The organism is Mycobacterium sp. (assembly GCF_035314665.1).
Classification (GTDB): Bacteria; Actinomycetota; Actinomycetes; order Mycobacteriales; family Mycobacteriaceae; genus Mycobacterium.
In genome coordinates this window covers 1-25,390 of sequence record NZ_DATFZD010000211.1, presented here as the reverse complement: position 1 = coordinate 25,390, position 25,390 = coordinate 1, and the positions used below count along the sequence as shown (strand labels likewise).

Here is a 25,390-nt window from a genome sequence, read left to right as displayed (position 1 = left end):
GGCCGAATCCGGTGTCACAGCCCCAGCCTGCTGACCCGGTATAGCTTCAGCTCACCGCTGATGCCCTTGAGATGTCGCGAACCGACGACCGACCAGTCGAAACCTGCCGCGTCGCCGATAGCCTCCCGCGCAGTTTCAGCGACAAGCACAGTGCCGGCACGCGCCACGCCGGTGACACGGCTTGCCACGTTGACGGGGCTGCCGAACCAGTCGCCGGCGCTGCTGACGGCCTCTCCGGACGCAACACCAGCACGAAGTCGGGGCAGGTCCTCCTTGGCGGCGATTGCGACCAGGTCAATGACGGCGTTCAACAGCGGAACCGGGTCGGCGCACACCAGCATGACAGCGTCGCCGATCGTCTTGATGAACCGCACCGGATTGACCGCAACGTCGCGAGCAAGGTCGGCGAGCCGGCTGGCGACGTGTTCGAGCTCTTGCGGCGGTAACGCCTCGCCAAGACGGGTGAAGCCGGCGAGGTCAGCGAATGCCACGGCTATCTTCCGAGCGCCGGGAAGTGTCCCGGCGGCGCGTTCGGCGGCGTTGACGGCCTCGGTCTCGAAGGTGTGCCGCAGCTCCAGCAGTAGCAGGTCTTGGACCATTGGCCCGACCTGTGGCACCGCCTGGCGCGCAAGAGCTTCCGAAGCCCCGGCCAAGTCGATCTCGCTGGCTCCGGGACGCATCAGGGTTCTGAAAGCCGCCCGACGCATCATCGCCGCGGCATGCTGCAGCCCCTCCATGAGCACCCGCATGACGGCGACCGTCTCGTCAGGGTCGACACCCATATCGAGAAATATCTTGGCGTGCGCGACGGCCTCGCCGTCCACTCGGGGCAGGACCGCCGCGTCGGGATCCTCGATCCTCGGCAGACCGACCGCCCCTTGCAGGCGCTGCAGCAGCGGCAGGTCGAGCCCGGTCTCCTCGCAGATTTCTCGCGCCGACAGGTAAACCCCGTCCTCGCCCATTACCCGATTCGCCGGCAGCAGCAGCGGAGCGACCGAGGCGCGAATCTGGTCGATGCTGAAACCGCGGTCGAGGAGCCACGCGATCAGCTCGGCACGCTCGGTGCGCGCCGCGCCCTCGAGCCCGTCGAGCAGCCCCAACGCCTCGAGGTCGATGTCTGCTGCCACTGAGCCAACGTACAACCGACCGTCCGTCCTGTGCTGTCCGGCCGGCAGCGGCACATGCGTCTCGGTCTTCGATGGTATTGGCGCCGGAGGCCATCGCGAGGCGAAATGCCGCCGCCATCGAACCGGACCGGATTCAGACCAGATGCCGCGACGACGGCGCGCGGGCCCAAGTTTTCGCGACAATCGAACAGGTCTCGAGGACTGCGGGATTGGTCGGTCCGGCGAGCGGTTCTTATTGGCACTCTAAGTCGGGCGTATCACGTTGTGCTACAGCGTAATAACGGTCAACCAGACCTCAACCTAACATAGTTATCGGTAAATACCTTCGGCTACAACAGTTTTCATACTTCCTCCGTCTTAACGTATTGCCCAAAGCGGCGTATTCGTCAGGTGCGCCTCTCGATCGCGCTAAGCCGCAGTTCGTCTCCCATTGCCGCTTCGGTCACAGAGCGGAAATTAGGCCGAGTACCGAGTATCACGCCTTCGTATAAAAGCCCCCGACTACCCGGTGCAGAATCTCGTTCGCGGCCACGCGGCCGAACCCGCCCGTACTCGAACAACGCGAATGTCTTCAAGTCGATGCTGAACGCCTGGCTGAACTTCTTGGCGTCGTCGGGATGGGCGGCCTGCCGGGGGTCTCGGCCATTAACTGTCGCGTCGCCGAGTCCACTGTCTGTCTTGACAGACTGCCCGGTTCTGGCGTGTCAGGGGTTGCGATTGGTCGCGCGTCGCGCGTTTGATGAATACACGAAACGCTGTCTGACCGTCGTGATCGGAGTCGACCATGCCCGCAGTGACCGCCGATTATCTCCGGTTGCCCCGCTTGGATAGCCCGCCGCCCGACGCCGCCGAGCGGGGGGTGGTCGGTGTGACCGCCGCACCCACCGGGCTCGAGGGCGAGGGCTTTCCGGTGCATCGTGCTTTCGCCGGAGTGCCGCTCCCGCAATTGGATCCGTTCGTGCACATGGACCAGATGGGCGAGGTGCAGTACGCGCCTGGTGAGCCCAAAGGCACGCCGTGGCATCCGCATCGCGGGTTCGAAACCGTGACCTACATGATCGACGGGCGCTTCCAGCACCAGGACTCCCACGGCGGTGGCGGGATGATCGAGAACGGCGCAACGCAGTGGATGACCGCCGGGGCCGGCATCCTGCACATCGAGACGCCGCCGGAGGATCTGGTGATCTCGGGGGGACTGTTCCACGGTGTGCAGTTGTGGGTGAATCTGCCAGCGAAGTCCAAGATGATTCCGCCGGCATACCAGAGCATCGAAGCCGATGACGTGGTCCTGGTGGCCTCCGCGGACGCGGGTGCCTTGGTTAGGGTGATCGCCGGCGAGGTCGGCGGTCATCGCGGCCCGGGCTCGACACACACGCCGATCACGCTGCTGCACGCGACCGTCTCGCCCGGTGCGCTGTTGCAGCTGCCCTGGGATCCGTCCTTCAACGCGCTCGTCTACGTGCTCGCCGGTGGCGGGCGTATGGGAAGCCAGGGGCGACCCGTTCGCGATGGCCAGCTCGTCGTGCTGGGCCGCGGCGACTGGTTGGAGGTCCGCGCCGACGATCAGCAGGATTCCCGCAGCCCTGCCCTGGAGGTGCTTGTGCTGGGCGGGCGGCCCATCCGGGAGCCGGTCGCGGCGTACGGACCGTTCGTGATGAACACCAAAGCCGAACTCGGGCAAGCGTTGGAGGACTTCCAGGCCGGCTTGTTCGGTGACATTCCGCCCAACGCGCTGATGCCTTATACGCCGGATCCCTGCCCGGTGCGCACCGAAAAGACGGGGATCTAAACGCGGGTAGGCCGCAGTTGGATCGCAGTAGCCGTGCAGAGGCGACTTGCGCGGGCGGCGGGCGCGCGCTGAGATGGCTCATGTGCTGGCAACCGCTTGGCCACTGCGCGATTCGGCTTTCCAGTCCCGGTGGATGGAGGTGACGATGCTCGCTGGTGGGGCCGATGCTGGCCAGCGGCGAAACTAACCGGCCCGGCCACAATCATTGGAAATGGCGCTGGCCCAACACCACTGGGCACAAGCTGGCGCCACGTGTCAACCGTCGGTACCATGATTGGTGCTAAAAGTGGTACTGTCGATGAATGCCTTCCTTGAATATTTCGTTCACCGATGAGGAGCTCGAAGCCGTGCGTACCGCCGCTGCGAACGATGACGTTTCGCTGCGCACGTTCGCCCACCGGGCGATCCTTGACGCTGCAAGCGAGCACAAGCGCCGAGTCGCTGAAGCCGCCCGTATCGTTGCCGCGCGTTCGGCCGAGCTCAACAAACGCTTGGCGTGACCGAGTTTCTTGATCGCGACGACGTCTTGATCGCCGGCGCCGCCGCGATCGGAAACCAGTTACAGGTAAGCGATTACGGCCTGTTGGATGCCGCGATAGCGCGTCCCAGGGCGACCGTATTTGGTCTCGACGCTTACCCGGACAAGTCCACCAAGGCAGTCGCGCTGCTTCAGTCGTTGGCACGCAACCACGCCTTCGTCGACGGCAACAAACGAACCGCATGGGCAGCAGCATGGACCTTCCTGCACATCAACGGCACGGAGCTCGCGGCTGACTTTGACGTCGACGACGCAGAAGCCTTCATGAACCAAGTCGCCACCGACGCGGATCTTGCCGTGGACGTCATCGCCAGCAAACTCTCCACCTATGCCAAAGCGTCACTGTGACGTTTTGGCCGAATCAAGTGCAGCCAGCTCGATGCTCCATACCTACGTTTGTCTCATCGACAGCAGGCCCGCGACGCTGAGCCCGCCATCTTATGATCGCCCTGAGAGCGAACGGAGTAACGGTGGCCCGTACGTCCACAGCGTCACCGACTTCTTAGTCAACTTCTGGCGCGACACCAAGGTCACGTCGGCTTCGCGTTTCATCACTGCCGACATTTTGATGTTCGCTCTCGCCGCGGCGGTTCTGATGGTGGTGGAAGCCAGGAGGCGCAATGTGCGGTTCGTCTGGGCGTACATTGTCGGAGCCTTCTTAATTGCCGTCAGCGTGACGTTTCCGCTTTTCCTGATCGCCCGCGAATTGCGGATGGGCGCATCGGACGGGCCGCGCCTTCATGCGGTAGACACGATCCTGCTCGCCGTGCTCGCCGTTGCGCTCGGCGGCTTGACTGTCTGGGTCGACATGCGGTGAACAGCGGCTGAAGTGTTCTTCACGTAGTCGGTGCCACGAGAGATTCACACGATCCGAAGCCTCCCGCCTTCGACCGGGGTAATCAATCGATGTTCTCCGCGTTTCGCACGGATTCCGTTAGCCAGTGTCAGACTTGGGTCACTCGCTGATCGTTTGCTTGCGCGGACCGAAAGGGGGAAGGAAGTTGCATTCGTCCCGACGCACACACCGAACCAACTGTGGACGGTGTCTGGTGCTACCCACCGCCCCGGCGCCGACGCGCTCGGGCGCGAATGCAACCACAACGGGAGAACAATGGTCGACCGACTGCTGAAGTGGGCCGACCTGGAGGACGGTAGTCGGTGGGACACGCTCGTCGTTGGAAACGGTCTGAGCATCAACATATGGAGCGACTTCGCATACTCCCGGCTCTTTGAGCGAGCAAGCCTGAAACCTGCTGCGCACCAATTGTTTTCCGACTTCAAAACGCAGAACTTCGAGATGGTACTAGAGGCGCTCTGGCACGCCGAAAGGACGTTGACGGCGTTGGGGCGACGGACCACCGCGATCACGGCACTGTACGAGCACGTGCAGTCCGCGCTGTTCCAGGCGGTGCTCAAAGTGCACGTGCCGTGGACCCGCATTGATCGATCGGCGCTCGAACGGATTTCCGAGGCGATGAGTTTGCACCGCTTCGTATTCACCTTGAACTATGACCTATTGACCTATTGGTCAGCGATGGCGAGCGGCCCAACCTCGGCTATCCGGGATTTCTTCTGGTCGCAGCACAACACCTTCGACATCAACAACGCCACCCTCGAGGAAGGCGGTACCGGCCTGTTCTATGTGCACGGCGGTGTACACCTGTGGCGGGACTCGAAATCTGGTCGGACCGGCAAGTGGACCAAGCGTTCTGGAGGCGCACTGCTGACGCGCCTGGAGGCCGACTTCAGGTCCCTTCCCAGTCGCCGGCCGCTGCTCGTCAGCGAAGGGACCTCGGCGCAAAAGATGGCAGTGATTCGAAGATCCGACTACCTGACCTACGCACTCCAAGCGTTGTCCGAGAACATGACTGACACCGTCATATTCGGCGCGAGCTTCGGAGACCAAGACGCACACATCATCGGTGCGATCGCTTCGGGTCGACAACGACGCATCGCGATCTCGATACATCCGGGAACCCGGGCGCAGAACGACACCGCGATGGCCAAATACCGCGCCAGGTTCCCTGAACACCGGCTGGCGTTCTTCGATAGCACTTCTCACCCATTGGGAGATCCCTCGCTGAGTGTCCGTTAGTGGCGGACGCAAGATCGACCGCCGGCTGAAGTTTGCCTCACAAATCGCTGTATCTCCTACGAAGCGATACCCACAGACACTGCCTTGCGCGCTGCTACGGCGTGAACCAACCGCGCCGCAAGCGCATGGCCGAGGGCGTAACCAGCAGGAATCGAGTAGTTGACTACTCGAGACAACGCGGGACCGCGGATCGATGCTCCGTGGGTAGCAGCCGATTGCAGGAGCGGCGGGCGAAATGGCTAGAACTGACAATGACACCTGGGGCGTCGCCGAGGGCGTCGCTGTGACGGCCCTGGGCACCGCTGAGCGGCGCTCCAGGGAAGCTCAAAGCGAACAGCCGTTGTTCACCGACCCCTTCGCGCAGGTGTCTTCTCGACGCGGCCAGCGCCCGTGGCTGGTCGTCGCGGCAGGACGACAAGGACATGGTCGCGCGGTTGCCGGAGGTGGATCCGCAGCTAATGCGGCGGGCGCTCACCCAATCGGCATACACCGCGTCGCGCATGAAGTGGCTCGACGAGTTCTTCATCGCCGCCGGCCTCACCAATGTCCGGCAAGCGGTGATCCTCGCCGCCGGGCTGGACGTAGGAGTGCGTTCGCTGGGACAGTCGAGCAACCCCCCATACGGCCGCCCGCTGCAAGTAGATGGCAGACGTGGCGGATGAACCGCCACGCCTCTCAATGATGAGAGGAGTTGAGCCACCATGAGTGCACCACTTCGCATTTGTTGTTGTCGCGGTATAGCGGTTGTGATCTCGTTGACGGCGCTTGGCGGAACGACAGTGCCAGCTCTCGCCGATCCTCCTCCTCCGCCTCCGGTGACAAAGACATACGGACCCGCTCCCGGTCCGCTGTTGCCCGCCTATGTCGCGCCCCGGCCGACACGGTCCACCAACGAGTGGCCGACGAGGGGCACGAGTGAGTCGCCGACGAGGGGCACCAGTGAGTCGCCGACGAGGGGCACCAGTGAGTCGCCGACGAGGGGCACCAGCGAGTCGCCGACGAGGGGCACCAGCGAGTCGCCGACGAGGGGCACCAGTGAGTCGCCGACGAGGGGCACCACACCACCGCCGATAACCACCACACCACCGATAACCACCACACCACCGATAACCACCACACCACCACCGATAACCACCACACCACCGATGACCACCACACCACCGATGACCACCACACCACCGATGACCACCACACCACCGCCGATGACCACCACACCACCGCCGGTGACCACCACAACGGCGCCGGTGACGCCGACCGCCGACGAGTCCACGGGAGGCTGGGCGCTGGCAGTCCTGCTCGCGCTCACGTGCGCGGTCCTGCTCTCGGCCGGCCTGCTCACCCGTGCGTACCGTCACCGGGGCCTGGGCTGGGTGAAAGCGCACGTCACGGTGAAGCCGCAGCCCGGACCCGGTGCGACATTCGAGACGCGCCCGGGTGACGAGCCCAACCGCGACCACGTATTGACCGTCGTCCCTGTCGAAGTCCGGTGTTCCACGACCGTTGAGGAGAACCCGTCATGACGCCCTTGAGCACGCCGGTAACGGCGGGCGCTCCCGTCGCAGGTTGGCTGCTGCCGACGCCCGGCGACGCCCAGATCCGGCTCGAGAGGGTCGTGATGCGGGCAAACGCCACTGACGAGGGGCGTGCCCGCCCGCTCCGGACGCTTGGTGCCGTCGCACGGCGGGCTCTCATCGAGGAGATCGAGGCGAAACTGCGGATGGTCATGAGCGAGACTTTCGTCGACCTAATCCTCGGTGGCTGGCGAGCGTATGCCGCCGTCACGCAGGCGATCCGCAAATCCCGCAGCCAACCCGGTGTCGACCAGGTCGTGCCCTTGCGCAACCACACCATCAAGGCGGCCCGGCAGCACAGCCTGGACATCGAGGTGGACGGTTGCCGGGTGATGACACTGTCCATTCAGCTCGTCGTACGCGTCCAGCTGTACGACGCGGTGGCAGTCGTGAGGGACGGGGCACTTGTCGCCGTACGGTCGGGACAGGCCAAAGCCGACGGCAAGGTAACAGTCGACGGCGTGGAGGTCGCGCAAAGAACGCTAACCTTCCCGCTCACGGCGGAACTCGCCCTGCACTCGTCTCATGACGTTGAGAATCATCGCGCAATAGCTGCAGGCAGAAGCCTCGCAGATAGACCACGTACGCTTGCACCGGAGAACGGCAACGATCCAGACCCGAGATATGTGTAGCTCCGCTGCGGTGCTGAATCGCCTGCTAAGCAACATGATTCAGCGCGCCGCGCGACCACCCACCGCTGGAGAGAGCAGGGTTGATTCTTCTGAATGAGATACGCCGATTTCTACGTGGCCAGCACTGTCGCCGTCCCGGAAAGCAGTATTGCAAGATCACTGGGCGGCAACGGATTTAGAAGGCCGCCCCGGGAACCTCCGTCACATCGTTGTCGGGGTTGGCGTCACGGTACGGGTGCCGGTCATCAGCGGCAGGAAGTTCTTCGCGAATAACGCGATCGTGCGCCTGCTCGGGTCTGGGGGATGGGTGAGGTTTATCTCGCGCGGCACCCGAGGCTGCCACCCTGGACTGTAGGTATTGGTCTGCCGCCTCGACGAAAGCTTTTAGGCGGACATCATCAAGTCCTGTTAATCAGGGCCGCAACGAGTACCGTCAACCACGTCGCGCTGACCGAACCGTCCTCGCCCGACCCGGCTGGTGGGCGCGCCCAACAACCGCAGGAGCTGCCATGATCGTGAGCGCACGGATCCACCCGGGCATCGGAATCGCGCGAATCGGTGACAGCGCAGACGAGTTCGTCATCGGGCCCGAAGTCATTGGCGTACCGGTGACGGGCATGCGCGACGCGGGCGGGGCGCTCAAACGCCAAGCCGCCCGCTTCCGCGTCTACGGGATCGACGAGAACGGCGACGTCGTCGACGAACTGACCTCCGACACCGCCGAGATCACGTGGACGGTGCACGTGGCCAATCGCAAGGCGGCCTGGTACCGCTTCATTACCGCGCTGGACATCCCCGAAGCCGCCGACACCCAATGCTCGCTGCGCAATTCGACCGTCAAAGGCCAGGACCGCCAGCGACTTGTGATCGACCCGGGACCCAAGTCCATTGCTGGTCCGTCGCGCTCGGGCGACGCTCAATTGCGGCTGGACGGTGGAAAATTCAAGGACGTGGCCGTCTCGCTGGGCGAGTTGCGCACCGACGACTTGGGCCGGTTGCTGGTGCTGGGCGGCCTCGGCAGATCGGAGTCGCCAAGCGGCGCGCCGCTATTCATACCGGCAGATCCCGACAGCTTCAACAACGCCGACGACTGGTTCGACGACACCAGCGACGGGCCGGTGACGGCCCAAGTGAGCATCGACGGGCGGGCGATTCCAGTCGAGGGGGCGTGGGTGGTGGTCGCTCCGCCCAACTATGCACCTGACGTCGTGGGCTGGCGTACCATGGCCGACCTGCTGACCGATCTCTATGTCGAAAAGGGTTGGCTGCAAAAGCCAACCGTGGTCGGCTTCCACGCCGACGTGCTGCCGGTCCTGCAGCGATTGGCCAACCTGCAGTGGGTCAACGCCGGCTTCGCCGCGATGTTTGGTCGTGGCCGGCCAATGGATTTCGAGGATCCACGGTTCATCGACCGGCTCGCCGTCCCGCCCGCTGGCTGCGATCCCTACCGGGAGCTACGCCACTTGCTGTTCAACGCGTTTCGGCCGCTGACCTCCAAGGTACACGAGGCGCGCTTGTGGCCGTGGATCTACGGTGACGCCTTCAACTTGTCCGGCGACGCCTCGCCGCGCGGCAGCCTGGCGCTGCCCCAACTGCAGGCGTGGATCCTGAGCGAATGGGCCGACGGCCGCTTCGAACGCGACCAGCCCCAACCCGCACCGAGCGCGCTGGAACAGATGCCCGTCGCCGAGCAGCCTGCCACCCTGGACCGCGCCGCACTGACCTACTGTCTGGCTGACGCGTTCCATCCCGGCTGCGAGCTCACCTGGCCGATGCGTCGACTGAGCCTATATGCCAGCGCGTTTCGGATACGACAGCGCGCCGCCGATGACCCCGAACCCGATCTGGGCCCGCAGCTGAACCAGACCAACGCCCTGGGCCTGGGCGGCCCGCTCTACGCGCAGCCACCCGGTGGCTTGACCCGCTGGATGGCGCTGCCGTGGCAGGGTGACACCGCCTTCTGCCGGTCGGGTTATCAGCCCGAGTTCGACCCTTACCTGCCCACGTTCTGGCCCGCACGGGTGCCCAACCAGGTGCTCACCCAGGACGACTACCAGACCGCCACCAACAGCAGCCTGCCGCGTCAGGCCCGCATCGACGCCTACAACCGGCGCGAAAAGTGGCTGCGCGCACTCGATCACGTAGACGGCGCGCAGGCCATGCAACAGGTGGTTGAGCACTTCGGCTGGCTGGGCGTCATCGAGGCCCACGAGGGTGTGCCCGACGATCCCGAACTGCCACCAGTCATGCTGGTCGAAAATGTCCCGCCGCATGTCACCCACCGGCTGCGTGCCGCCGCGGCTGCGGCTGGACCGGTCCCGCCCGCAGCAGATCCGGTGGCACGCGCCGGCTGGTCCAGCGTCGAACACCTCCAAGCGTTCCGCAACATCCGAATGCGCAACCAATGAACCTCGACGCACTCGTTGTCGGGGCCGGCCCGGCCGGCTGCGCTGCTGCTGCGCGGCTGGCCGGCGACGGCGCGAAAGTGGCAGTGGTGCACCGACCGTCGGGCGGTCACCGGCACAGTGAGTCGCTGCCGGGACCCGCCGCCCGCGCGCTCGGCGCCGCTGGGCTGAGCCCGGTCGACACACTCGCCGAAGGTCGCTGCCGCGGAACACTTACGGCGTGGGGGAGCGGCCAGTTGGTTGCCTTTGACGCGTTCGCCTCCCCGGATGGCGCCGGCTGGTGGATCGATCGCGAGCGGTTCGACGGCGCGCTGCGGCGCCGATGCGCGGCCCTGGGCGTGCCCATCCTCACCGGCCGCATCCATCACCTGCACCGGATGCGCCAGAAGTGGGTGGCGCAAATCGGGCGGGGACCCGACCTGTGCGCGCCATGGGTGATTGATGCGACGGGGCGTGCCGCCGCTGTCGCCCGTCGGCTGGGTGCCCCGCGGCGCAGCGGCCCGCCGTTGGTGGCGGTACACGCCCGAACGATCGCGCCGCGCAACGACTCACCGACGCGGATCGTGTTGGAGGCCGACGCCGACGGCTGGTGGTATGTCGGGGCGTCGTCGCAGCAGCGGATCGGCGCCGTCGGGATCGCCGATCCCGGCGTCGTCGGCTGGCTGCGCGACCGCGAGCATTTCGTCGCCCGGCTGGCTGCGCTGCCGCACCTGGGCCGCTTCGCCGGTGACGCGAGCGGTTGGTCGCCGCCGCAGGCCTGCCCGGCCGGCGGCGCGTGGCTGGAAGTGGTGTGCGGACCGGGCTGGATCGCTTGCGGTGACGCGGCGCTGGCTTTCGATCCGCTGTCTGCCCAAGGTCTGCTCGGCGCGCTGTCCTCCGGAGTCGCTGCCGCCCAGGCGATCTCAAGTGCCGACAGCGCCACGGCCCTGGCCGCGATCGGCGCACGTCACGCTGACGTTCGCGCCATCTATCAGGTGCGACGGCAGGCGGCCTACGCCCGCGAACACCGGTGGCCGGACCGGCCGTTCTGGTCACGCCAACGCCGCCCGGGCGATCGGCCCGCGGATCTCACTGCCTGACAGCACCTGGCGGTCATCGGCGACGTACGAGCAGTGACGGGATAGTTGAGAACGTATCTAGACGCTGGTGCGACGGACGTGCTACTTGTCCCGCTGCAGGCCGAACCCGACAACCTTCGAAGGGTTTGGGACCTCGCGACAGCCTTGTAGCCACTGGCTTCTGCCTTCTGACTAACCCGCGGCCCGCAGCCAGACTGAAGTTGTGCGAGACCCTTTCCCCGGACTTACGGGAGGGTCATGTGTCTCATGTGTTGGTGAGTGGTTTGCCCGCAGCTACCCAGGCCTGCAGCCGATCCTGAATGAAGCCATATTGCTTGGCCGCGGTGGACAGCGCGGCGACCGTCTGCTGCGGGTTCTCGATCGGTTCGGAGGGAACGGGCAGCTTGGCCGCGGCGATGGCCTTCGCCTCGAGGAACGAACTGGGCGCCTCACCGATCGGAGCGGAGCCGGCTTGCAGGACGGGATCCGCCGCCGTGGGCGGAGTGACGCCCTCCAATGGGTCGTCGCGGCGAGGCGTGGACAGGGTGAGGACGGGCCCGAGGTGCGGCGCGACGGCGTCCCGCTCGCCGAGCGTGCCGAGGTTGAAGCGGACTCGGAGGGTCGCAATGATCGACGTGTGGTCGTAAGGCGGGCTGCCGGCGGGGGCCCGCAAGACGGTTCCGGCGGGAATCAGGGGAGAGACGATGACCGCCGGGACCCGGACTCCGAAGCGGGTGAAGTCGAACCCCGATGCCCCGATGATGTTGTCGGGTGGGGTGGCGCCGGTTTCGGGGGGAACGTGGTCGTAGTTCCCTCCGTGCTCGTCGTAGGTGATGATGAGCAAGCTCTTCTCCCAGACGGCCTGGTTGCCGCTCAGTGCCGCATAGACGTCGTAGATGAGCTTCTCGCCCACGGCCAGATTTGACACCGGATGCTGGTCGTTCTGCACGTGAAAGTTGTGTTCGTCGTCGGCTTGGGTGGTGCTCGGCGGGGCGTTGCTGCGGGGATAGCTGGCCCATTCCGGCTCGATGTAGCTGAAGGCCGCCAACTGCCCGCTGGCGACGTCGCTCTGGAAGTTCTCGAACCCGGACTCCACCTTGCACCGAGGACCGGGATGGAGGGTATCGGGAAAGTCGTTGGCCGTCAGGGGATGCTTGGAGTAGCCGTAGATCTTCCAGGTCTGGCCGGCGTCGGCGAGTTTCCCGAACACCGACGGCGTGTTGAATGCCGGTACGCCGTGGGCCGAGTTGTCGGTGTAGCCGAGCGACGTGCCGGCAACGGCGAAGGCCCGGTTGGGAAAGGTCTGCGTCGGAACCGATGCGAACCAGCGGTCACAGACGGCAAAGCCCTTGGCCAGCCCGGAGAGCACGGGCAGCGTCTCGGGCGAGTACATGCCCATGATGGAAGAAGGTTCGGCACCGACGAGCTTCGGGTCGAGCGGATGGGCGGGATTGGCGAGCTCCCGAGCGAAGCTGGTTACGAAGCCGTCGTTGGCTGCTTTGCCGTCGGCGGGGGCAGTGGCGGAACTAAACAGCTGTTCGTTGGTCGCTACAAACCCTTCGGTGGGGTTCGCCAACGGGTAGTAGTAGGCATTCTCGTTTTCCGGCGTGATCGGATAGACGGACACCGCGTTGCCGGCAAGGTCGAGGTTGGACTCCGTGCCGTCCAGTCCATCGAAGTCGCCGGATCTGGGGTAGAGATATCCGAGCAAGTGGTCGAACGAACGGTTCTCCAGCATGAGGAGGATTACGTGGTCGATCGACTCCAGTCCAGCCATCGGTGCCGCCCTTCATCCCGTTGATTCTCAGTTTCTCGCAGCCCGAGCCCAAAGGATAGGTGGACCGCCGTCATCGAACGGCCGGCACCAGCAAGGTTCAGCCGTTCGGATAGGAGGGTGATCAGACACCGTGACGTGCGCGTGCCACTCTCTGCACCTTCGCACCGGTGGGATCGATCTGACTTTCCGGTTGTTCGGGAGTTAACGGACTCCCGTGCGGCGCGAACGCGCCGCCGTGTGCAATCGGACACCCTACCCGTGGCTGGGTCTCACGTCACTGCACCGCTGCCAGTCGCTGAGCCGGCACTTGTCGCGACTGGCTCATCGACGGCCAAAGCCCGAAGCCGAAAGCGAATGCTGCCGAAGACGAACACCTGGGCACCGTAATGGGCTTCTCACCAAGCGAATCCCAAACAGACACGGCACCGCCACGGCAGGCGTGACCACGACTTCGGACATCAGCTATCCGGCCCGCTGCTACGCCAATCCCTGTTGGGCTGGTCCAGTGTTGAGCGCTGGGCTGTGGAAAGAATCCTGCGACGAGTAGCGCACGGGCGTTGCGGAGTTCGGGTATTCCGTCGTGATTCATCAGATGAAAACGGAGACTTCTACTGGTAACCCGTCATATTCGAATCCGTCGTACTCCGGAGTGCGCAGGAGCAAGGGGAGCGGCAACGCGACGGCGCAGTCTGTCCCCTGGCGGCGCGTGACAACTCGCGGTTTGATCCTCGATCAGAGGGTTCGCCACAGCGGTGGCTGACCACCTCAGGTGGCCAGCAGTGTCGCCGTCCCGGAAAGCAGTATTGCAAGATCACTGGGCGGCAACGGATTTAGAAGGCCGTCTCGGGAACCTCCGTCACATCGTTGTCGAGGTTGGCGTCACGGTACGGGTGCCGGTCGGCAGCGGCAGGAAGTTCTTCGCGAAGAACGCGATCGTGCGCCTGCTCGGGTCTGGGGGATGGGTGAGGTTTACCTCGCGCGGCACCCAAGGCTGCCACGCCGTGACCGTGTAACGTGCGAGCTCTCAACTAGTCATGGACAGCCCTCGATACTGGCGTCCGGGAAGACGTGACAGTGGCGGATGAAATCCGGAAAGACGGGATAGTGTCGGCCTCGTGCCGCTGCCGCCTCGCGTTCCCAGCGGCTGTGCGGGCGGGCCGACTTGGCCGGACTCAACTTCGCGGAGGCTCGTGGGATCCTCGCCAGGGCACTCCATGAGCGAAGGCACCACGGCGCGGCTGGGCGATGAGAAGTTCGTGTCTGTGGGGACTTTCAAGCGCAACGGGGACGCGGTCGCCTCACCTATGTGGGTCGCCCGCGACGGGGACCAGCTGCTGGCGTGGACCCCAGCCGACGCCTGGAAGGTCAAACGAATCCGACGCGACCCCCGGGTCACACTCAGGCCCTGTGGCCGAACCGGGAAGGTGCGCGCCGAACAGCCCCTGCTGGCCGGCACCGCCGAGGTGATCACCGACCCCAGCGAGGTCACATGGGTCGAGTCACTCATCAAGCACAAGTACGGCTTGGAATTTCGGGTGGTGACACTGGTCGAAACCATTGCGGCCCGCGGCCGCAAACCGCGTGTTGTCCTGCGCATCACGCCGTTGAGTCCGACCTGACGGGCGTCGCGGTCGAGCGCATCAGGGGCCCTGGCACAAGCGCTCGCACAAATTAACCCACGCCGTCGGTGAGCCTCGGGAAAGCCTGGGTGACGATGCTCGACGCTACCCAGCCCACCGGGATGCGGCGGGGAGTTCGACAGCCTGGCTGCGCTGGAAGTGCCGGCCAACCGTTACTGGGGCGCGCAGACCCAGCGCAGCATTGAGCACTTCAACATCGGCCAGGATCGGATTCCCTAGGAATTGGTGAGAACCGGTGAATTGCCGTCGTGGCGCAGGGTTCCACGCAACTATCGTCGCGGTATCTGTCGCCAATCAGGCGTGTGCCTGGAGGCATCGTGTCCGACAACTCGCTGCACCCGTAGCCAGGCTTCGTGCTTACCGGTCCATGGGCGCCTGCCGGAGTAGATAATCCCTTGACGCACAAGTAGTTTTGGTAACCGGTGTCCCCAGCCCCACATACCGTCAAGTTTTTGGCGATGGGTTGCCCGGTTCTGGGGTTTCGGCCCGGTCCACTCAGCGGACCGGCCTCTTTCCATGGTTTCGCTTGCACAGCCACACTGCCAACGACAGGAAGACCAAGATAGGAGACCTACTGCCATGACAACCACCGCTAGCACACACACCGCAACGACCGGTTCAGGTGGCCACGGTCCCGTCGTGCGGGCACCCAATCTCTACATTCTTCACAATAACGTCATTCAAGGCGGCCAGTTTTCGCTGTCAATTGTCTATTCACTATCCGGTCTGGACGGGAAACCCCATTTCGAATACCACGATGGCAGCCAGTTGCTTTCGTTTTCGGGTGATCAGATCCAAACGACAGAGTCGCCGCTCGGCAACCTTGTTACGGTGACGATCAGGATGACGGTAGACGCGGGTTCCACGACCTTCACGCTGGTTGTCCCCCCGGTTGGCCTACTAGGCCAATCGTTGAACATCAACACGTTCGGCGTGACGACCACCCGCCGCGGCGGCATTCTGCCGAATATCGGCCAGCAGGACCTCTACACCGTGACGGAACTGGCGGGCACTGCAGAGCTCGTTGTCTTCTGATCGCATCTGCGCGCGAACGTTAGCCAGCGTTGGCGCGACCTGAGTGCAGCCGGGCTCGCGAAGAATCGCGCGTTGGATGAGAAGCTTTGCAGTTTGGGCCCGTTAGCAAGAAACGCCCGGCCCATCGCCGAATGGATGATCGTCGAATCGGGGGGTCGAGGCAGCACGGCATGTGGCCGCGCCAGCTCGGGCAGTGTGGTGTCGGCGGGAAAACGGCTGGCCGCGTTGGCATTGCCTGGGTTGGCGGCCAGGCCAGGACCTGTCCCGCCAGCACCTCAGCCCGCAGCGTTACCTAAGTTCGGATCATGCTCTGGCTGCCGTCGCAACAACGATGGCCTGTGCCGGCACCGAGACGGTCCCACTGGGGGCCGCCGCTGGGGGTGATCCGGTGTCCGTGGCGGTGGTCAGCAGGGTCGTGTAGGGGGCATCGGGCCGTCCCGGCACGGTAACCGTCACGTCGCCGGATGTGTTGTTGATGAGGACGGCGACATCCCGATCCACCAGCGCCGCCCCATCGGCGTCGACCCGGCCGGTAAGGTCGCCGGCGAGCACAAAGCCCAGAAACGGCGGACCGTTGTCCCAGTTCGGCGATTGCCCATCTGGGCCAAACCAGGTGATGTCGAGGTGGCCGGTGGGTCCCGGAGCGCCGGTCAAGAAGGTGATGCGTCGCAACGCTGGGTGGTTGCGGCGCAACGCGATTGCGGCGGTCACGAATGCCGTCATGGCGCTGACGGCGGGTGTGGGCGTCCAGTCGTACCAGCTGATCGGATTGTCCTGGCAGTAGGCGTTGTTATTGCCCTGCTGGGTGCGCCGTCGCTCGTCACCGCCCAGAAGCATCGGAACACCTTGGCAGACAAGGGCGGTGGTGATCAGATTGCGGATGGCGCGGGCGCGTAAGGCCTCAACTGCCGCGTCGGCGGAGGGCCCCTCGGATCCGTAGTTGACCGCGGTTTCGTCGGGTCCGTCGGTGTTGTGATCACCGTTGGCCTCGTTGTGTTTGACGGCGAACGTCACCAGGTCGTTGACGGTACGCCCGTCGTGGGACGCGACGTAATTGATCGAGGCGTCCGGTCCGCGATGGGTGCCTTGGAAGGCGTCGCTGGAGCCGGCGATCCGGGTCGCCAGTTCTCCGATGGGGGTGTTGGTCAGCCAGAAGGAGCGGATCGTGTTGCGGCAGCGGTCGTTCCACTCGCTCCAGCCCGGGGCGAAGTAGCCGAGATCGTAGGAGCCGATGTCCCAGGGTTCGGCGATGATTTTCACCTTGTTGATGATCGGGTCCTGGTAGAGCAGATCGACGAACGCCGCGGCACGGTCTGGGTTGTCGTGCTGACGCAGCAGTTCGCCGGCGAGGTCGAAGCGAAACCCGTCGACGTGCATTTCGGTGACCCAGTAGCGCAGCGAGTCGGTGATGGTCTGCAAGGTCTGCAGGCGGCCGGGGTTGAGGCTGTTGCCGGTGCCAGTGGTGTCGGCGTAGCGGGTGGGGTTGTTGGGGTCGAAGCGATAGTAGGCGTCGTTGGCCAGTCCCCGCCACGCCAGCGCGGGTTGGTCGATGGGGCCTTCGGCCGTGTGGTTGTAGACCACATCGAGGATGACTTCCAGCCCGGCGGCGTGCAGCGCTTTCACCATGGCCTTGAACTCATTGACTTGTTGGCCGCGGTTGCCCGTGGCGTAGCGGCTGTTGGGGCTGAAGTACCCGATCGTGGAGTATCCCCAGTAGTTCGTCAGATTGCGGTCGAGCAGTCGTTGTTCGGTGAGCGATTCGTGGACCGGCAGTAATTGGACCGCGGTGACCCCCAGGCCGACCAGATAATCCAGGATCACCGGCGAGGCAAGGCCGGCGTAGGTTCCCCGCAGCTTCGGCTCGACGTCCGGGTGGGTCATGGTGAATCCGCGGACATGGGTTTCGTAGATGACGCTGTCGGCCAACCGTGTCCGTGGCGGGTGGTCATTTCCCCAATCGAACGTCGTGTCAGCAAGAACGCTGTACCGGCCCCGCGGGGTGCCGGTTCCGGTGAGCGCCAGTGCATACGGATCGACGAGCAGAGTGGCCGGATTGAAGTAGATACGCCGCGCGGGGTCTGTTGGGCCGCTCGCGCGGAAGCCGTAGCGCAGGCCAGGGGATAGCCCGTCGATGCGGGCATGCCATATCCCGGCCGGTGTTGTCGACAAGGGAAAGCGGCGTTCGGTGCCGTCGTCGTCCAGGACGCAAAAGCTAACCGAGCCACCGTAGTCACCTGCCGTGGAGTAGACCGCGACGTTGGTGGCCGCGCCGTGCAACCGTGCTCCCAGCCGGGTGGGATCACCGAGCGGGTAGGACGAGGGCATCAGTCGTATCCGCCGAACATGAACAGCGACGAGCGCCGTGCCAGCGGGTTCATCAGCCCGTGCAGATTGCCGCCTTTGAGCAGGACAAGTTCGCCTGCCGCCAGGTGGCGAATCTCGAATGACCGCGCACGGCTGTGCGAGTCGGCCCAGTCGCCGACGACCATCAGGCCTTCGCCGTCGATCATCATGAAGATCTCTTGGTTGTCGCGATGGCGGTGTAGCCCGATCCCGCATGCGCTTTCCAACACATGCAGGTCCATGTAGTTGACCGCCATGAACGGTTCGACATCACCGCTGGCGTGGCCCTTGTGGCCGAACGCGTCGAAGTTCCAGGGCTCTAACCGGCGGTCGATCTCTCCGGCAGCGTTGTAGTAGTCGCTGAACAGATTGCGATATTCGAGGAATCCCACTCCGCCGTGCGGGTTGGGGCTGGCGCCGACACGCAGATAGTTGTCCCACCCGCGCAGGCGCATCTCGAAGCCGACCCGGGTGGGACCATCCGACGGCCCCGATCCGTCGGGATTCTGCGTGAAGGTGACATCGAGGTAGAACGGCACAATGGGGTGCATCGCGTGATCGGGTGCGATCGTGCGGATGTCTTTCTCTGTCATCGCTTCGCGGGTGAAATCTCCTCCGCCACCGCGCACGAGGTCCGGACGGCCGACCAGCGCTCCTTGGTCGACACTGGCCTGCCCGCGCGGCCCCAGCGCGGACCGCAGCTGGTCTTGGTTGCGGCCCCACAGTTCGACGGCGTAGCGTGCGCTGGCCGTGTCGTAGTGCGCTGGCACTGTGGCGCTGGGCCCGTTGGGAATGGCGATCCGGCAGCCGATGGACTCCGACAGCCGCGCGCCGGCCTGGGCAAGCGCGCTATCCGGCCCGGCTCGGTAGGACAGCCGAAGGAACGGGCCGCGCCAGTCGCCGGTGTTGGCCCAGCCGCGGACCGCTTGGACGTCGCCGAGGTGGAAGTCGCGCACGTTCTGCTTCTGGAAGTCGGTCTTGACGTCTTGCTTGGTGGGGTCGAGTTGGTCGGTGTTGGGCGCCGACGGACCGTACAGCTGCAGCCAGGTGAGCGGAAACACATACTGCAGGGAGGTGGGTTCGTAGACTTCCCGGTCGGCGCCCAACGACGACGACTCGAGGATGTCGAGCAGCTTAACCAGCGAATTGCCGCTGTTGTAGTCCGGCGTGGTGTTGGGTTCGACGCGGAACACCGCGTCGGTGTGCACGAGATCGACCACAGGTGTTTCCTTTTACGAGGATTGGTAGAGGAAGGCAACGAATTTCAACGGTTCGGTTCCGGGATTGCGCACGCCGTGCACGCCTCCGCTTTTGGTGAACAAGACACTGCCCGGTTTGAGCGGCAGCTCGCGGCACGGCAGCGGGTCAAGCCCGTAGACCGGGCGTGTGACGAGGGGGTAGTTCAAAGTGGTCGGGTCGTCGCCATCGAGGATGTAGGCCAGCCCGGTGCCTGAGACGATGTAGTAGAGCTCTTCGGATCCGATGTGGCGATGGGTTCCCTCGACCGCACCGGGCGGGACGGTGACCTCGTGGAAGAAGACAAGGTCGCTGCCGAGTTCGCGCTGGAACAGCCACCGCATTTGAACGATATTTTCGGGGCGCCGGTCTGGGTTTCCCGGGTCGCTCATCGCATTGACGTAGGACACGGGCTTCAGCGCTCCGGCATCGGGAATGAACCAGCTGCGCCGGAAGTCCAGGTTGTAGTTGCGGTCGTCGACGGTGTTTTTGTCGGAGCTGGGCGTTGGATCGCGCGGCTCCTGGTGCGAACGAAGGAAGTCGTTGTCCCACTGTATGTTTCCGATCGTCTGCCCGGTGGGGTACAGCAGCGAGTCCTCACGGAACGCCAGCAGCACTTGGTGGAGGTTCTCCAGGTTTGCCAGAATCGGTGTGAACGCAGCCACGCGGGTGATGGGGGCGTCGCGGCCCATGCTTGTCAAGACCCGGTGGTCATGGGTCAAACCCGCCGGCGGCTCCAGGGTCTCCCACACCTCGGCGGCGTAGGCGTTGATCATCGGGTCCCAGTGCAGCGCAATGGTCGCCTCGGCCGCGTCGGCGCCCTCCGGTATCAGTCGCAGCCAGGCCCGGGTGATGGTACCGAGCCGCCGGTCGAACTGGCGAGCCACTTCGACGAGCCGCTGTCCGCTGTATTCCACGCGCAGCATGCCGCACAGCCGGTTTCCGTCGAGGTAGACATCGCCTTTCAGGACGGTCGCATCGGCACCGGAGCGGACCTCGGTGACGTTGTAGCGGTAGCGCGAGCTGCGGGTCGCGCTCAGGTAGCGGGCGTGATAGATCCGGTCCGGGAAGAACACCACCCGGAAGATCTCGTTTTCGGGATGGGTGAAGATCTGGTCGAAGCGACTATCCATCGTCAGATCCTTTTCAGCAGGGTGTCAGCGACACGGAACGAATTGGCCTGGATGGTCAACGTGGGATTCGCACCGCCGGAGGTGGGCATGAAACCACCATCGGTGATGTAGAGATTGTCGAAATTCCATGCCCGGCAATCTGGGTCGAGCACAGAGTCAGCCGAGTGGGTGCCGAATCGCGTACCGCCGAGGATGTGGTTGGCGATGCGCACGACGGAGTTTTCGACACTGCCGAAGCTCACATCGGAGGTGTCGCCGGCGCGCACGAGGATCTGATGGCATTGCTCGGCCAGTGTCTCCATCAGCGCCTTGTCGTGGCTGTGCCAGGTCTTTTCGATGTAGGCGACAGGGCGTCCCCATTTGTCCGTCACGGTGGGGTGCAGGTCGATCCTGTTGCCCCGTTGGGGCACCTGGTTGGCCATGAACGCCACCGACAGGCGCTTGCCGAAGTTGTCGTCGAGGAAGGAAACGAATCCGTCGCCGACGATGGCGGTGTCGGACAGGTAGCCCTTCCACATGTTGTCCATGTCCATCGCCTCCCACGTTCGTGCCATCGATATCGGCAGGGCACCGTCGGAGGTGTTGTTGTAGATCGCACCACCGGCCCACAGGTGGTTGGCCTTGATCCACGCGGGGTCGGCGCAGTGGTCGGTAGCCCAGTCGGAGTCAAGGGTTTTGGACTTGTCGGTGCGCAGCGGAACCCGGCATTGCGCACCGCCGAAGCAGTGAGTCAAGAAGTAGGCGCCGAGCAGGCCGTTGCCGTTGATGCGCTGCGCGAAGTCGGGGTCGCGCGCAGCGGAGAGCTTAAGCAGCCGAACGCTTTCGATGGCCGAGCACGCGACGACGACCACACTGCCTGACACCGAGCGGTGGGCACCGATCGGATCGCGGTAGTTGACCTGGGTGATCTTTGGTCCCTGGTTGACCAATTCGGTGACCACACAGTTGGCCCACAACGCAAAGTTGGACCGGTCGTGGATCGGCCACAGCAGCGACACCCAGGCATTGGATTTGATGCCAAGCGGGTCGCCGTAGCGGTTGACGAAGGCCGTCTTGATGCTATCGCGGTCCGCAGGGACGGTGCGGCCACTGGGCGGGTGGTCCTGGGTGATCACCGCCAGCGGTGTCCGGTAGCGCGCCATGCCGAGGGCGTCCATTCCTGCGGCGGCGAACTGGCTGATGGGGTTGGGCTCCAGCGGCGGCTGGTAGTTATCCACCGAGGCCGGCTTCAGCTGTCCTTGCCGTGTACCGTTGATGCCCACCAGGCGTTCAGCGGTGCAGTAGTACGGCTCGAGGTCGGCGTAGCTGATCGGCCAGTCGCGCGCCTCCCGCACAACGTCGTTGTTCGGGTCGGCTACCAGATCGGTGCGTCCAGCGTTGAATGAGGCCAACCGGAAATCGTCTGGGGTGAACCGCAAGGACACCCCGCCGTAGAGCTGGGTGCCGCCGCCGACGAGCTGCGCGGTGTAGCCCTCGATCGTGGCATAGTCGCGGCCGTCGTCGTTCTTGTAGATGTGTGGCTCGTCGTTGAGGTCGGGTTCGACGTGGCTGGAATAGTAGGCCTGGCCGTGATTGGCGAGGCCTTGATTGGTGATGGTCTTGGCCGATCCGGTGCCGAACAACTCGTCACGCTTGAAGTCCGACAGACCGTCTGGGGACTGGTATTGCGTACGCAGCAGTGGGCCCTTCTCCAGGACGAGCACGCTCTTGCCGGCGTGCACCAAGGTGTTCACCAGCGGCGCGGCCCCGCCGCCGCTCCCGATCACCACCACATCAAAATCATTGCCCGCCATAGTGTTATCCTCGATAGTCGACGTTGCGGCCCAGCGGTGCTTCGATCGCCCTCGCCCAGTCGAACAGGGTCTGGCCGCCGGAATCGACGTAGCGCGATTCCAGGTAGCGCCACCCGGCGGTTCCGCTGTTTCCGCCGTGGCGGGGATGCACAAAGGCGCCGGTGATGGCGTGACGACGCAAAAGCCCCAGAAAGTATGCGGGACTCTGGTATCTGCCGTAGTCCCAGCCGGGTACCTGGTCGGCGGCCATCTGACCGTAAAGATCCGCCCAGTTCTCCAGCTGGCCGTGCAGAGGGTCCAACCCGCCAAGTCGCGCGCGCATCATTTTGTCGATGATGTCGATGCAGATGCGGTAGTCGATGACATGATGCATCTCTTCGCGGGCGAGAACCTTGTCGATGTAGTTGACGGCGCCGACGTCCTCATCGAGGACATAGGCCAGCGGGAATTGGGCGTCGCGACTGGCGCGGTCGAGGGTGTTGTACACCTGACCGATAAACAGGCTGTTCTCTTCGGTGCGAAACGGCATGATGTGGCGCACCAACGCCGATAGGACATCTCGCTCGCGCCGGGATAGGACTAGCGGAATCGCGCACGCCGAGGTGAAGAATCGCGACCACACCTGTCCGTTGTCCATCTGCGTGGTCTGCGGGTTGACCGGATCGACGACGTCGTTGCCGTCCACCAGAAATCGATAGCGGTGGACCTGGCCCTTGGGCACCCGCACCGTGACCGACCAGACCCCCGACGGCGCGCCGGCGAAGGGCACCTGCGCCAAGGGAACCGGATTGAACAGCTCGGTGAATGAGCCCACGACCGCGACCGAGGTGGCCGGGTGGCGGTGACCGTCAAAGACGAACGTCACCGCGTCAAACGGGTAGGAGCTGTCGGCGGACTTCTTATCCCAGTAGGAGTCGACGATGGGGAACCGCCAGGCCTCGGCGATTGCTCCGCGCGCATCTCCGGCGGCGTACTGCCCGAAGTTGCTGCGCTCCTCGGTGTTGTCGCGAGCCAGGTATTTCGTGCACAGGTTCAGGACGTACTGTGCGTCCTTGTCAACAACCGTGGCGGGCACCGGTCCCCCCTTCTAATCCTGTGCTTTTTTTCGTCGAAGAATGATTGGACTGTTAACGCCTCGTCCTCGAGTCTCGTGGTCCTGCAGGAACATCCGGTCGACGAGCCCGCAGCAGCGCGCCGAATTCTGTCGTCTGGTCGGCAAGTCCGCCGACCCCGCATGCGCCCTTGCCGCAGCGGTCGACGAGCTGCACGAGGCGGTGCCCGACGGCGGCGCCGGCCCGGTTCGGGCCGGTTCGACGGCACACACCAAACTGCGGCCAGTTCTAAGTAGCAAAGCTGGCGCCCGGCCATCAAAGCTGGCGCCCGGCCATCAGTCGATGCCCACCTGCGGTGGCTAAGGCCGCGCCGGCTTAGCGGTGATGCTCATGCTCCCAGCGCTCCCGCCGCTCGCGCTCCTCATGCTCCCAGCGCTCCCGCCGCTCGCGCTCCTCACGCTCCCAGCGCTCCCGCCGCTCGCGCTCCTCACGCTCCCGCTCCGGGCTCATATGTCTACCTCCTTTGGGTGTCTGGGTGATCCGAGGTGAACATAAGTCGCGCTCAAGGCCGTTGAAAATACCTCGGTCCGCTCAGCGGACCGCACCCGTCGAGCAGATCAGTGTGCGGGTTCCAGCGCCAAAACAGCTCTTGGATCTGGTTGCCGTGGGCCTCGAAATGCGTACGCCGCGAAGAGGATGCCAAAAGCGAGTACAAGATAGTCAAGCTCTATCAGCTGGCGAGCTACCAGGAGTCCGCGCGGGTCGAGTTCGACAACCCGGACTTCGCCGCCTACGCGCGTGCGGCGCCGACGGATACTCCGTCGACTCGCTGGTCGACTTCGAGCAGGCGTTCGCCGCGGCCATCAGCTCGGGCCGGCCGACGGTGATCGACGCTACGATCAGCCGTTGGGCGTTGCCCCGTTACAGCACCTCGCCCGACGGTGTTCTGGCCGGTGTGTTCGACGAAATACAGCAGCGGCGATGCAGGCGTTGCGCAAGCCCACTGTGTCTGAACGGGTTTCAAAACCGCGGAACAGCTGAACGCCGGACCGCCGGGGCCGCCGCGCCAAGGAGTAGGGCGGATCCAACCCCGAAACTCCTGGTCATAGGCTAATTGGGCAGCACGTCAACTCCGGCTGAGGAGGGCTCAATCCTGCAGCTGATGCAATAATCACGGTTCTGCTGGTAACCCGCCGTATTCGATTCCGTCGTATTGGTCGTCCCTCCAGGGTGAGGAGTGGTTGAAGCGCGGGGGCCAACGCAGGCCAGCAGCACGGTACCTCGTGGGCCTCATCCGAGCCGGTACGAATAGGGCCTGGATTTGCTGGAGCGGCTCCGCAGCGAGATGCCCTGCGGCTCAGGCCGGGATGCCGGCTGGGGTCGGCGCGCTTAGCGGGTGGGGTGGCCGAGGCCGACGGATCTGCCAGGGATTGGCGCGTCGGGAGTGGTCATCGAAAGCACCCCCGGCAACGGTGTTGAACCGCAGTGGGATGCCACGATCGGTAGCCCAGGGGCAGTAGGCGGTTGTTCGACACGCTTAAGTTGTGAGCGTGGCAGCTCGCGCCGTCCTGGTTACCCCACTGTCGGGGCCGCTGGCCAGATTCGGGAAAGCAGGGGCGAGCGCCCTCGCTCTGTGGGCCGAGCGTTCCGGAGTAAGTCTGCAGGTGATCGACGCCTACCCCTCCGCGGCGTCCGCGATACGGGCCGCCGAGGCTAGCCGGCCCGACGTGGTGTTCGGGCCCTACGGTTCGGGGCCGGCGCTGGCGGCCGCGGCCGCCAGCAAAGGGGTCGTCTGGAACCACGGTGGCGCCACCGCCCGGCTGGCGCGGCCGGCGTATCCGGGTGTCGTCAACGTGGAGTCTCCGGCTTACCGCTATCTCGCCGCGGTGCTCGAAAGCCTTGCCGCCGAAGGTCTTGGTGCGGGGTCTCAGGTGGTAATAATCCACGTCGACACGGGGTTCGGCCGCGAGGCGGCCGAAGGGGCGGCGGTGGCGGCCCGGCGACTCGGTCTCCTTTGGCGGTCGGTCACTTTTCGGCCAGCCCGGGCGAGAGACGTGCTGACGCAGCTCCCGGCGGGCGATGTGCTTTTATCGGCCGGTTCCTTCGACGATGACGTCGCCATCGCACAGTGGGCCAGCGAACGCCGTTGGCGCGCAGTTGGATTGG

Annotated in this window: 22 protein-coding genes and 2 pseudogenes; 15 read left to right on the top strand and 9 right to left on the bottom strand. The window is 64.7% G+C overall.

Annotation, left to right across the window (positions count from 1 at the left end):
- Nucleotides 1-14 precede the first annotated feature (14 nt).
- The gene (locus VKI00_RS15910; RefSeq protein ID WP_324438951.1) at nucleotides 15-1,127 is read right to left on the bottom strand and encodes an adenylate/guanylate cyclase domain-containing protein; all 1,113 of its coding nucleotides are present in this window, start codon (nucleotides 1,125-1,127) and stop codon (nucleotides 15-17) included.
- Between the two features lie 784 nt (nucleotides 1,128-1,911).
- Between VKI00_RS15910 and VKI00_RS15905 the strand changes: the two genes are divergently transcribed.
- From VKI00_RS15905 to VKI00_RS15880, 6 genes are all read left to right on the top strand, one after another.
- Complete coding sequence (locus VKI00_RS15905; protein WP_324438949.1) at nucleotides 1,912-2,916, top strand: pirin family protein; 1,005 nt, start codon at nucleotides 1,912-1,914, stop codon at nucleotides 2,914-2,916.
- A 302-nt stretch (nucleotides 2,917-3,218) separates the two neighbouring features.
- On the top strand, nucleotides 3,219-3,416 hold the full coding sequence (locus VKI00_RS15900) for an antitoxin Phd (protein ID WP_324438947.1): 198 nt from the start codon (nucleotides 3,219-3,221) through the stop codon (nucleotides 3,414-3,416).
- A complete protein-coding gene (locus VKI00_RS15895) occupies nucleotides 3,413-3,802 on the top strand; it encodes a type II toxin-antitoxin system death-on-curing family toxin (protein WP_324438945.1) in 390 nt (129 codons plus the stop codon). The genes VKI00_RS15900 and VKI00_RS15895 overlap by 4 nt, the downstream gene beginning before the upstream one ends.
- Nucleotides 3,803-3,806: 4 nt before the next feature.
- Nucleotides 3,807-4,271 (top strand): DUF2834 domain-containing protein, encoded by a 465-nt coding sequence (locus VKI00_RS15890; protein WP_324438943.1) that lies wholly within the window; start codon nucleotides 3,807-3,809, stop codon nucleotides 4,269-4,271.
- 294 nt (nucleotides 4,272-4,565) lie between these two features.
- Entirely contained in the window at nucleotides 4,566-5,549 is a 984-nt protein-coding gene (locus tag VKI00_RS15885) for a DUF4917 family protein (RefSeq protein WP_324438941.1), read from the top strand.
- A 422-nt stretch (nucleotides 5,550-5,971) separates the two neighbouring features.
- Entirely contained in the window at nucleotides 5,972-6,211 is a 240-nt protein-coding gene (locus VKI00_RS15880) for a class I SAM-dependent methyltransferase (protein WP_324438939.1), read from the top strand.
- A 197-nt stretch (nucleotides 6,212-6,408) separates the two neighbouring features.
- On the opposite strand, the gene VKI00_RS15875 is transcribed toward VKI00_RS15880, so the two are convergent.
- A complete protein-coding gene (locus VKI00_RS15875) occupies nucleotides 6,409-6,783 on the bottom strand; it encodes a hypothetical protein (protein WP_324438937.1) in 375 nt (124 codons plus the stop codon).
- Here VKI00_RS15875 and VKI00_RS15870 point away from each other — a divergent pair.
- The 5 genes and pseudogenes from VKI00_RS15870 to VKI00_RS15850 all read left to right on the top strand — a co-directional run bounded on the left by VKI00_RS15870 (nucleotide 6,773) and on the right by VKI00_RS15850 (nucleotide 11,236).
- A complete protein-coding gene (locus VKI00_RS15870) occupies nucleotides 6,773-7,069 on the top strand; it encodes a hypothetical protein (protein WP_324438935.1) in 297 nt (98 codons plus the stop codon). The genes VKI00_RS15875 and VKI00_RS15870 overlap by 11 nt on opposite strands.
- Nucleotides 7,066-7,752: a hypothetical protein gene (locus VKI00_RS15865; RefSeq protein WP_324438933.1), complete on the top strand. Its 687-nt coding sequence runs from the start codon at nucleotides 7,066-7,068 to the stop codon at nucleotides 7,750-7,752. The genes VKI00_RS15870 and VKI00_RS15865 overlap by 4 nt, the downstream gene beginning before the upstream one ends.
- 244 nt (nucleotides 7,753-7,996) lie before the next feature.
- Nucleotides 7,997-8,094, top strand: a pseudogene (locus VKI00_RS33825) (hypothetical protein); the annotation flags it as partial.
- A 167-nt stretch (nucleotides 8,095-8,261) separates the two neighbouring features.
- The gene (locus VKI00_RS15855) at nucleotides 8,262-10,160 is read left to right on the top strand and encodes a LodA/GoxA family CTQ-dependent oxidase (RefSeq protein ID WP_324438929.1); all 1,899 of its coding nucleotides are present in this window, start codon (nucleotides 8,262-8,264) and stop codon (nucleotides 10,158-10,160) included.
- Entirely contained in the window at nucleotides 10,157-11,236 is a 1,080-nt protein-coding gene (locus VKI00_RS15850; protein WP_324438927.1) for a lycopene cyclase family protein, read from the top strand. The genes VKI00_RS15855 and VKI00_RS15850 overlap by 4 nt, the downstream gene beginning before the upstream one ends.
- 244 nt (nucleotides 11,237-11,480) lie before the next feature.
- Here VKI00_RS15850 and VKI00_RS15845 read toward each other — a convergent pair whose 3' ends face one another.
- On the bottom strand, nucleotides 11,481-12,992 hold the full coding sequence (locus VKI00_RS15845; RefSeq protein WP_324438925.1) for an alkaline phosphatase family protein: 1,512 nt from the start codon (nucleotides 12,990-12,992) through the stop codon (nucleotides 11,481-11,483).
- 890 nt (nucleotides 12,993-13,882) lie between these two features.
- Between VKI00_RS15845 and VKI00_RS33820 the strand changes: the two are divergent.
- The 3 genes and pseudogenes from VKI00_RS33820 to VKI00_RS15830 all read left to right on the top strand — a co-directional run.
- Nucleotides 13,883-13,998: pseudogene (locus VKI00_RS33820) on the top strand (hypothetical protein); the annotation flags it as partial.
- Nucleotides 13,999-14,206: 208 nt separating this feature from the next.
- On the top strand, nucleotides 14,207-14,611 hold the full coding sequence (locus tag VKI00_RS15835; protein ID WP_324438922.1) for a PPOX class F420-dependent oxidoreductase: 405 nt from the start codon (nucleotides 14,207-14,209) through the stop codon (nucleotides 14,609-14,611).
- A gap of 600 nt (nucleotides 14,612-15,211) precedes the next feature.
- Nucleotides 15,212-15,667 (top strand): hypothetical protein, encoded by a 456-nt coding sequence (locus tag VKI00_RS15830; RefSeq protein WP_324438920.1) that lies wholly within the window; start codon nucleotides 15,212-15,214, stop codon nucleotides 15,665-15,667.
- Between the two features lie 303 nt (nucleotides 15,668-15,970).
- Here the strand turns inward: VKI00_RS15830 and glgX are convergent, their stop codons facing one another.
- From glgX to VKI00_RS15800, 6 genes are all read right to left on the bottom strand, one after another.
- Nucleotides 15,971-17,992, bottom strand: coding sequence for a glycogen debranching protein GlgX (gene glgX / locus VKI00_RS15825; protein WP_324438918.1), 2,022 nt, complete (start codon nucleotides 17,990-17,992; stop codon nucleotides 15,971-15,973).
- On the bottom strand, nucleotides 17,992-19,230 hold the full coding sequence (locus tag VKI00_RS15820) for a hypothetical protein (RefSeq protein ID WP_324438917.1): 1,239 nt from the start codon (nucleotides 19,228-19,230) through the stop codon (nucleotides 17,992-17,994). Before VKI00_RS15820 ends, glgX begins: the two co-directional genes overlap by 1 nt.
- A 12-nt stretch (nucleotides 19,231-19,242) precedes the next feature.
- Complete coding sequence (locus VKI00_RS15815) at nucleotides 19,243-20,379, bottom strand: hypothetical protein (RefSeq protein WP_324438915.1); 1,137 nt, start codon at nucleotides 20,377-20,379, stop codon at nucleotides 19,243-19,245.
- A 2-nt stretch (nucleotides 20,380-20,381) separates the two neighbouring features.
- On the bottom strand, nucleotides 20,382-22,172 hold the full coding sequence (locus VKI00_RS15810) for a GMC family oxidoreductase (protein WP_324438913.1): 1,791 nt from the start codon (nucleotides 22,170-22,172) through the stop codon (nucleotides 20,382-20,384).
- A 4-nt stretch (nucleotides 22,173-22,176) separates the two neighbouring features.
- Entirely contained in the window at nucleotides 22,177-23,247 is a 1,071-nt protein-coding gene (locus VKI00_RS15805; protein WP_324438911.1) for a hypothetical protein, read from the bottom strand.
- A gap of 352 nt (nucleotides 23,248-23,599) precedes the next feature.
- On the bottom strand, nucleotides 23,600-23,734 hold the full coding sequence (locus VKI00_RS15800) for a hypothetical protein (protein ID WP_324438909.1): 135 nt from the start codon (nucleotides 23,732-23,734) through the stop codon (nucleotides 23,600-23,602).
- Nucleotides 23,735-24,768: 1,034 nt separating this feature from the next.
- Here VKI00_RS15800 and VKI00_RS15795 point away from each other — a divergent pair.
- A partial coding sequence (locus tag VKI00_RS15795) for a hypothetical protein (protein ID WP_324438907.1) occupies nucleotides 24,769-25,390 on the top strand: 622 nt, incomplete at its 3' end.